General features: G+C 51.9%; 9 protein-coding genes. 3 read left to right on the top strand and 6 right to left on the bottom strand.

Annotated elements, in window-relative coordinates:
* Positions 1-91: 91 nt before the first annotated feature.
* The 4 genes from ALB80_RS21030 to ALB80_RS21015 form a co-directional block, all read right to left on the bottom strand.
* Positions 92-475 carry a nuclear transport factor 2 family protein gene (locus tag ALB80_RS21030; protein ID WP_050606068.1) on the bottom strand — a complete coding sequence of 128 codons (384 nt, stop codon included), beginning with the start codon at positions 473-475 and terminating at the stop codon, positions 92-94.
* 144 nt (positions 476-619) lie between these two features.
* Complete coding sequence (locus tag ALB80_RS21025; RefSeq protein ID WP_050606063.1) at positions 620-1,000, bottom strand: VOC family protein; 381 nt, start codon at positions 998-1,000, stop codon at positions 620-622.
* Positions 1,001-2,014: a zinc-binding alcohol dehydrogenase family protein gene (locus ALB80_RS21020; RefSeq protein ID WP_050606062.1), complete on the bottom strand. Its 1,014-nt coding sequence runs from the start codon at positions 2,012-2,014 to the stop codon at positions 1,001-1,003.
* A gap of 26 nt (positions 2,015-2,040) precedes the next feature.
* A complete protein-coding gene (locus ALB80_RS21015; protein WP_050606061.1) occupies positions 2,041-2,331 on the bottom strand; it encodes a putative quinol monooxygenase in 291 nt (96 codons plus the stop codon).
* Positions 2,332-2,435: 104 nt separating this feature from the next.
* Here ALB80_RS21015 and ALB80_RS21010 point away from each other — a divergent pair, with 104 nt between their 5' ends.
* Positions 2,436-3,323, top strand: coding sequence for a LysR family transcriptional regulator (locus ALB80_RS21010; RefSeq protein WP_050606060.1), 888 nt, complete (start codon positions 2,436-2,438; stop codon positions 3,321-3,323).
* A gap of 201 nt (positions 3,324-3,524) precedes the next feature.
* On the opposite strand, the gene ALB80_RS21005 is transcribed toward ALB80_RS21010, so the two are convergent.
* Entirely contained in the window at positions 3,525-5,414 is a 1,890-nt protein-coding gene (locus ALB80_RS21005) for an SLC13 family permease (RefSeq protein WP_050606059.1), read from the bottom strand.
* 653 nt (positions 5,415-6,067) lie between these two features.
* The gene (locus tag ALB80_RS21000) at positions 6,068-6,649 is read right to left on the bottom strand and encodes a TetR/AcrR family transcriptional regulator (protein WP_157054301.1); all 582 of its coding nucleotides are present in this window, start codon (positions 6,647-6,649) and stop codon (positions 6,068-6,070) included.
* A 123-nt stretch (positions 6,650-6,772) separates the two neighbouring features.
* Here ALB80_RS21000 and ALB80_RS20995 point away from each other — a divergent pair, with 123 nt between their 5' ends.
* Both ALB80_RS20995 and ALB80_RS20990 read left to right on the top strand, forming a co-directional pair.
* Positions 6,773-7,363 carry a YceI family protein gene (locus tag ALB80_RS20995; protein WP_050606057.1) on the top strand — a complete coding sequence of 197 codons (591 nt, stop codon included), beginning with the start codon at positions 6,773-6,775 and terminating at the stop codon, positions 7,361-7,363.
* An 8-nt stretch (positions 7,364-7,371) separates the two neighbouring features.
* Positions 7,372-7,968 (top strand): luciferase family protein, encoded by a 597-nt coding sequence (locus ALB80_RS20990; protein ID WP_253276952.1) that lies wholly within the window; start codon positions 7,372-7,374, stop codon positions 7,966-7,968.
* Positions 7,969-8,095: the final 127 nt, after the last annotated feature.

The raw sequence follows: 8,095 nt of genomic DNA, 5'->3' as shown, positions 1-8,095 counted from the left end.
GTTTCTTGGATCAGACTTATGCCCTTTGACTATCGTGGTTTAGCCGACAGGACCTTTCGAAGTTCCATGCACCGCTGTCAGAACAGTTGGGTCAAAACATGCCGTTTTCATTCTCGCTGTTTGCCGGAACCTCCTGAAGAACGTCCCAGTGCTCGACAACCTTCCCATCGACATCCAGGCGAAAAATATCGATCCCTGCGTACTCGAGACCATCGGGCCAGATTTGATGGCAATGCAGAATAACGTGATCGTCTTCAGCAAACGCACGTTTGATGTCCACGCGCTTTCCCGGGTATTCGGCGGCCATGTACTCGAAGTACTCGACAAAAGCTTGCTTACCGTCGCCAACATGCGGGTTGTGCTGCGTATAGGTTTCCCCAACAAAGGTTGCGATGGCCTCGGCTGGTCGACACGCGTTGAACATCATTTCGTAAAAAGCGATGACGTTTTTCTTGTTTGTTTCGAGGTCCGGCATGCTGATCTCCAAATCGACGTTTGTACCGTCCATAAATGTTGGTCCGTGTAATTCTTGGAAGCAACCCGGCAAGGATCTCGACCACTAATCGCCAAGAGTTTAACAGCTTAAATTTGCGCTCCGACTATTTATAGAGTTGGACACTTACTCGGTTTCTTCGAAGTCTATATGAATATGATTCCCATCAGGATCGGCCACATGGATTTGGACCATTCGGGCGCCCGTGACGTCAGTTTTGCGATACTGAATCTGCCTCGAGATCAGTTTTTCCTCGAATGCGCTCAAACCCGTGGCTGAAAGCGCAAAATGCTCGAGCTTGAGCTTAGCTTCGGAGCCGACATTAGGCGTTCCTTCGTGACCCACAAGGTGAACCACGGCGTGATCACCCGCATACAACCAAGCTCCGGGAAACGGAAAATCAGGGCGGGCCCCGAGTTTTAAACCCAAGACCTCTTCATACCAAGTAACCATCTCAGGCAACCTAGTCGTCACGATATTCACATGATCTAGCCGCTCAATTCTCATCTAAAAACCCTCAAGCACGAGCTTTCCTTTGGCCTTGCCGCTTTCAAGGATAGCATGCGCTTTCTTTAAGTTTGTAGCATTGATCCTACCAAGTGTATCGGTCGCCGTGGATCTGATCTTTCCGTCATCTATCAACCCGGCGACCTGATTCAGGATTTCGCTTTGACGGTTCATATCTCCAGTCCCAAAAAGCGACCGAGTGTACATGAACTCCCAATGCAATGAGATCGATTTGGGTTTGAACGGCGCGATGTCGAAGGTTTCAGGATCATCAATCAACCCGAAGCGACCTTGGGGTGTCATCGCCTCTCCAGCTTGAGACGCATAAAGCTGGGAATGGTTCGTTGAATAGATGAAATCCACGCTTTCGATACCGAGAGCCCCGAGTTGCGTTCCCAAAGGTTCCGCATGGTTGATGACATGGTGTGCGCCCAACTCTCGAACCCAGTCTTGTGTCTCGGGTCGGGACGCCGTCGCCATCACTGTCAATTCAGTGAGGGCCCGTGCCAATTGAATGGTGATTGACCCGACACCGCCTGCGCCACCAATAACCAGCAACGTATTGGTCCCGCCGGAAACGGCATCTTGAACTCGCAAGCGGTCGAACAGCATCTCAAAGGCAGTAAGCGTCGTTAGCGGCATCGCCGCAGCTGCTTTCGCCGGTATGGATTTTGGCGCTGATCCGACAATACGTTCATCCACCAGATGAAACTCGGCATTGGTTCCCGGTCGGTTTACTGCCCCGGCATACCAAACTGCATCTCCCGGACGGAAAGTCTCAACCGTTTCGCCAACTGCTTCGACGATCCCTACTGCGTCCCACCCAAGAATATCAGGTGCGGGACCTACAGGAGCACGTTTTTGCCGAATTTTCGTATCGACCGGGTTCACTGAAACGGCCTGCACTTTCACCAACAAGTCATGCCCCTTCGGCGTCGGTTTGTCGGCCTCGAAGTCGATTAAGGCGTCCGCCCGATCAATCGACCCTGTCTCACGGTATCCCACGGCTTTCATAACGTGCTCCTTTGTTCGGTTCTGTATCAACCGATGACTGTCATTTCATTCAACGTGAATTCTGCAACGGCACCCTCTGTTGCTTCCAAGTAAGCCGCAAGGTGCTGAGCACCCATGTGGGTTTGCCAAAGCTCTCGGCTTTGCCAGTTTTCGTAGAACACGAAATGAGCCGGGTTGTCGTTGTCCTGGTGCAGGTCATAGTTAATGCAACCTTCTTCGGCACGGGTTATGTCGATGAGCTTGATCAGCTCGGCCTTTACGAGGTCAATCTTGTCGGGGTTGGCTTTGATGTTGGCGACGATTGTCAGCTTGGCCATTGAAATAGGTCCCTTGAGTATTTGAGCGATGTGCTGGATTTACGCCGCAATCTTTTCGGGATAAACGGGGCAGGATCGGACATATAATCCGGAATTTCCGTTTAATGCTTCTAGACAATCTTCGCTTGTTTCTGACCATAGCCGAGAAAGGCAGTCTTGTGGCTGCGGCGCGCGAGACAGGGATGTCGAGCACGACAGTGTCCGAGCGGCTCGCTGCTCTGGAGGCACATTACGGAGTGGTTTTGTTCAACCGCACCACCCGTTCCATTAGCCTGACCGAAGAAGGACGGACACTAGCTGACGGAGCGAGAAGCGTACTCAGTGAGGTTGCGGACTTGGATACACTTGTTCGGCACGGCGCTGAAACTCTGTCTGGTCCAATTCGCGTAAGTGCGCCGATTGACTTGGGACGGAGCATTGTCTCTGAGGTTATTGCCGAATTCACCGAAGAAAACCCTGCCGTCTCAATCGAACTGTCACTGTCAGACGGTTATGTCGACCTTGTAGGCCAGGGCTTCGACATCGCCGTTCGCTTCGGCAACATCACAGACAGCTCGCTCAGGTTGCGAAATTTGGGAGGCTACCAACGTTTCGTATGTGCGTCCCCAAGTTACCTGGCCTCTTTCGGAACGCCCGAAAAACCAGAAGATCTGTTAAACCACAACTGCTTGGTCATGAGGTTTGGCGACGTGATCGACAACGTTTGGGAGTTTGGATCAGGACCAAATGCCCAGCGCGTATCGGTAAAGGGAAATCGAATAGTCAACGATGGTTCACTGATCCGCGATTGGGCGATTGCAGGCCATGGGATCGTATTGAAGTCCGAGTTGGATGTAGCCGACGATGTCCGATCTGGCAGACTTGTCTCTGTCTTGCGCGAGTTCCTCCCACCGCCGAAACCTTTGCAAATGATGTTTCCGCCTAGCCGAGCCCAACCACGTCGCATAACGGCCTTGGCTGAGCATTTGCGTCGCAAATTCGGCGTGAGTTGAGGCCGCGGGGGAAGACTCTAAATCGCTTCTGCGATTCCAGCGTATACCGACTTCAGGTTTGTATGAGTTCGACACATTACTTCGCTCGCTCGCAGCGAAGACCCTTTTTGCAGACGTCTTGAATCTGCTGTTCCAACAAAAAAGTTTGGTCTCAAAAACCTTATCTTATGAGTTCTTCAGTGCAGATCGCCGAGAAGCGGCTCAGAAGAAAAGTGCAAGTCCGGTCATTGAGACAACTAAGAAAAGTAGAGTCATGATTCCGCCCGAGCGAACGAAATCGACCACCCGGTAGCCTGCCGGGCCCATGATCAAAGCGTTCACCTGGTGTGTTGGGATCAAAAATGAGTTGGACGTCGAAATTGCCACGGTGAGAGCAAATACGGCCGGGTTGCCACCCGCCGATACGGCAATAGAAACTGCTAGCGGCACCAGCAAAACAGTTGCGCCTACATTGGACATGACCAGCGTGAATGCCGTCGCCAAAACGGCTATTCCTGCTTGCAACGACCAGATCGGCCAACCCTTCAGGAGGGCCAACACATGCGCTGCAATCCAATCCGCAGTGCCGGTGTTCTGGACTGCCTGGCCCAACGGGATCAGCGAAGCGAGCAGAAAAACTGTACTCCAACTTATCGACTCGTAGGCTTCATCAATCGACAACACTCGGCTCAAAACCATGCCAACAGCGCCGATTAACAGGCACAACGACAAGCGAAGATCAGTTAATAGAATTAAGCTCAATGCTAATAGGAAGAACGCGAGCGCCCATCCGACCTTGTGTGGCCGTAACTCTTCCTGGGGAAAGTCAGAAGTTACAACCACAAAATCCCTGTCCGACTTCAGTCGTGTCAGACGATCCCACTGGACGTGCACCACGCAAGTGTCGCCGACTTGCAACGGAACTTGCCCGATATGCGTAGCTGAATGATCCTCGGTTTCAACGTGGCTCAGTGTTTCTTCGCCACGCTGAATAGCCAACAAAGACAGCCCATGTGTCTGACGAAGGCGCAAATCAATCGGAGTCTGGCCGATCACTGAAGAACCGGGTGATATAACAACCTCTGCCACCCCCGATTGGGTCGCGGCGAAGTCATCTGCAAAGACATCTAGTTGGGGTAGAATCTCTAAGCCGTAAGGCTCAGCGAACTGTTGCTCAACCACCCGACGCAGGCCAAGCACCGCGAGCCTCGCCGGGGCTTCGATCTTAGTATCAGCCATCGGTGCGATGACCTTGTGGCCGCGGTAAGATGTGCCAAGAATGTACATGTTATGAGCGACCATTAGATCCGCGAGCGTTTGCCCGATGATGATTGAGCTTTCAGGAACACGTATCTCGAACATATCGGCCCTAAGCCCATACGTGTTTTCGACATAGGTCTGCATGGACCGAGCTGAGCTTGCGTCTTCTCCACGCTCTCGCTGCGCTGGCAGGACCCAACGACCAAAGAGCACAAAATAAAGCACCCCTGTTAGCACCAGCATCACGCCGATAGGCGTGACTGAAAATAACCCAAATGTCTCCATTTGTTGGTCAGCAGGAAGGGATGAGTTTGCCGAAACAATCAGGTCATTCAACAGTATGAGGGGCGACGACCCGACTAATGTGATAGTACCACCCAGTATCGCGCAAAACCCCATGGGCATCAGCAACCTACTCATCGGGATTTCCGTACGTGCTGAAATGCGGCTAACAACAGGCAGAAAAAGCGCAGCAGCTCCTACGTTCTGCATGAAGGAGCTGATGACACCAACCGTCGTTGAAATTATGGGGACTATCCGGGCCTCTGTCGTGCCACCACTCTTGAGGATCAAGGCCGCAACCTTTGACATAAGTCCAGTCTTATCAAGCCCAGCCCCAATTACCATAACTGCGATGATGGACATCACAGCGTTCGAGGAAAAACCTTCAAAGAGCTTGGATACATCGGCTAAATTACCTAGCCCCGGTAGATAGCTCAGTGCGCCAAGCAGTACCATTACAAGAATTGCTGCGACATCGATCCGTATTATTTCGGTAACAAAAAGTAAGACCGTAAAAGACAATAGACTCAGTACGGCAATCATTTCGTACGTCAGTGTTGGTAATTCCATATCGTTCTCCCAACCTAACGTTAGCTAACTAACAGCAATTACGAAGGACCAACTCTGCGTGGCAGATAAGGCCAAAATTCATCAGGCCGACTCACGCGGCTCGACTTCTCGGACGTGGTATCTGCTGAAACCTGGATTTCGCCAACCCAAAGAGACGCTGATGGCAAACTCATAAACCTCTCTTAAACATCACAATGCGAATTGAACTTTCTCTATTGCTAGATTGCAAACATATTAATTTACCGTGTCGTCATCATTCATTTTCAGTCATTTTTACTTGCTAAGTCGGGAAGGCTTGGTGAAAGCCGCCATGAGAACATGCGCTGCCAAAACTCTGAAAATATGATGCTCACCGACGAATGCAACAGCGCGACCACGGTCACAGCTACGATTGACATCTCCGCCAAGCCTCCAGGTGAATAACCTAAGACAAGTGCGACGGGTCTGTCTCCAGCGCGTTCGCGACCGCCAATGCGCCTGAGAAGGCCACAGAAATCCTCCGTTGCTCAAACCCCAAAATCTGTCCGGTTGGTGCTGACGTCAGACAGTTTTGACCATGCGACGTGCTGATGTCACGCAGCGAACATTGCCCCAATGAAATTTAGGAAATTATTATGCTTCTTGGTCGCTTTGATTGCAAAATCAGGCGATGGTCACTGCCCCGAATTGGTTTTCGCGATACTGCAAAGCAGATCAACATGTTGATCCAACCAATCTTCGTCCAGGGCCTCGTGACGTATGAGCTTGCGGAAATAGGGGGCAGCGACTGCTAGTTCTATGAGTTGGTCAACCGGAACGTCGGCGGTGATCTCACCGCGGCCTACTGCGGCTGCAAATACTGCTTCAACACTCGCGAACCTGTCCTTCATGAATTCAGTGATCACCAACCGCGCTTCTTCGTCGGTGGACGCAGCAGCGACCACCTGAGGCGCGATTTGGCCCCATGGTGTGTCATTCAAGGCTCCCATCAGTACAGCGAGTAACCAGCGCAGGTCAGATCGTAGCGGGCCATCTGTTTTGGACGGTATGTTCGGCGGTGTTGCGATGCGCCGAAATGCTGCATCACGCAGACTACGCGCATCTGGCCAGTGCCTGTAAAGTGTACTGCGCGAAATGCCCGTTGCCTTTGAAACTGCACCATGAGTTACGTGCAGCACGCCTTCCTCCATTAGTATCTTTTGCGCAGCATCAAGCGCGGCCTGTCGTGTGGCGATCAGCCTAGGATCTTCTTTCAATCACTCCTCCTATAGAACAATTTGTTGCATAATAGAACATTTTGCCTAAAAGTATGGTCGGCCAAAACCTAAATCCCAATACTCAATTCCACAAACACGTCTTGTCAAAATGGGAGCGTATAAATGTTCAAAGTGGCAGCAACCCCGCTGGCGGTACTCTTATCGATAGGCGCGACAACCGCATTGTCCGAGAGCGGCACTTACGAGCTGGATCCTGGACACAGTCAGGTATTGTTCAGCTACAACCACATCGGGTTCTCCGAAACATTTGGATTGTTCTCAGGTTTTAGCGGTGAGATTGAGTTCGACGAAGATGATCCGTCTGGGTCATCTGTCACAGTGTCTATGCCTGTGAAATCCATGATCACGGGCTGGGACGCCCGTCTGCAACACTTCATGTCCGACGACTTTTTCAGTGCGAGTGACAGTGACATGGTCACATTCGCCTCGACCAGCATAGAAGTCACCGGGGACAATACCGCGAATATTTCTGGCGACCTGACCATGAATGGCGTCACCAAACCTGTTGTTCTGGAAACAACGCTTAACAAGTCGGCGCCATACCCGTTTGGCCCAAAAGAGGGCACGCCGACCTTGGGGCTGGCTGCCACGGCGACTTTCGTGCGGTCTGAATTCGGACTTGGGGCATTTGCGCCAGCGGTGAGCGACGAAATAGAGCTCTTGATCAATATCGAAGCGTTAAAGGCTGAATGATGTGTGCAATGGCGCCGATACTGCGCTCAGCACTCAATCTTTTTGATTGGCAGATGGTCAACACGATGAATGTGCACCAGAGAACATTGGCGGTTGCTGTGACGGTAGTGGTATTGATGTGCTCAATGGCGTCCGCGCAAGAGCACGCGTTTCCGGAGCGCACCTCACCCCGTCCTGAAACGACAAGCGGCGTACCGCATACTCAGATTGGTGTCGAAATTGATGCCGAATTGGCCCAGCTCTTGCTGGAGCGAGTTGCGCAATTCCCAGGGGTCACACTTGGCCCCACACGCATATCACTACCTGGCGCGATTGGCTTTCAGCTTGATCCCGACATGTTGTTGTCTCAACCGAGCTCTATCGTCGGTGGGTTTGAGTTTGCGCATATGCATCCTGATGGCAGTTTGCACGCTTCGCTGCACCCGGCAATGGCCCGACGGGCAATTGAGGCTAGCTGGGCCGTAGGACACCCTTGGGCCAATCAACGTCCCGGATGGAGTGGCTTTGTCATGATCTATACTCCGACCACACCAGAAGAGTTGGATGTCGTCATCGATCTGGTCGAAAGTTCGTACACCTTCATCACCGGAAACACCTTGGGCTAAACGCCCATCTGCTGACCTTGCCGTTGCTGACTAATACGCAGGTCAGTCAAAATTCAGTTTTACCAGAATTTCAGGTGATCCATGTTCCACTGTTCCAGTCGGGCATGATCCAGAGATGTGGCGCACC

The sequence above is a fragment of the Ruegeria sp. 6PALISEP08 genome, from assembly GCF_001238295.1.
Lineage (GTDB): Bacteria > Pseudomonadota > Alphaproteobacteria > Rhodobacterales > Rhodobacteraceae > Ruegeria.
Note: the sequence above shows the minus strand (reverse complement) of the source record. Positions and strands in the feature narration are given on the sequence as shown.

Excerpts from the sequence above, each read along its gene's own strand:
- ALB80_RS21030 (WP_050606068.1), bottom strand. The coding sequence starts at position 475 with ATGCCGGACCTCGAAACAAACAAGAAAAACGTCATCGCTTTTTACGAA.
- ALB80_RS21025 (WP_050606063.1), bottom strand. The coding sequence starts at position 1,000 with ATGAGAATTGAGCGGCTAGATCATGTGAATATCGTGACGACTAGGTTG.
- ALB80_RS21020 (WP_050606062.1), bottom strand. The coding sequence starts at position 2,014 with ATGAAAGCCGTGGGATACCGTGAGACAGGGTCGATTGATCGGGCGGAC.
- ALB80_RS21015 (WP_050606061.1), bottom strand. The coding sequence starts at position 2,331 with ATGGCCAAGCTGACAATCGTCGCCAACATCAAAGCCAACCCCGACAAG.
- ALB80_RS21010 (WP_050606060.1), top strand. The coding sequence starts at position 2,436 with ATGCTTCTAGACAATCTTCGCTTGTTTCTGACCATAGCCGAGAAAGGC.
- ALB80_RS21005 (WP_050606059.1), bottom strand. The coding sequence starts at position 5,414 with ATGGAATTACCAACACTGACGTACGAAATGATTGCCGTACTGAGTCTA.
- ALB80_RS20995 (WP_050606057.1), top strand. The coding sequence starts at position 6,773 with ATGTTCAAAGTGGCAGCAACCCCGCTGGCGGTACTCTTATCGATAGGC.
- ALB80_RS20990 (WP_253276952.1), top strand. The coding sequence starts at position 7,372 with ATGGCGCCGATACTGCGCTCAGCACTCAATCTTTTTGATTGGCAGATG.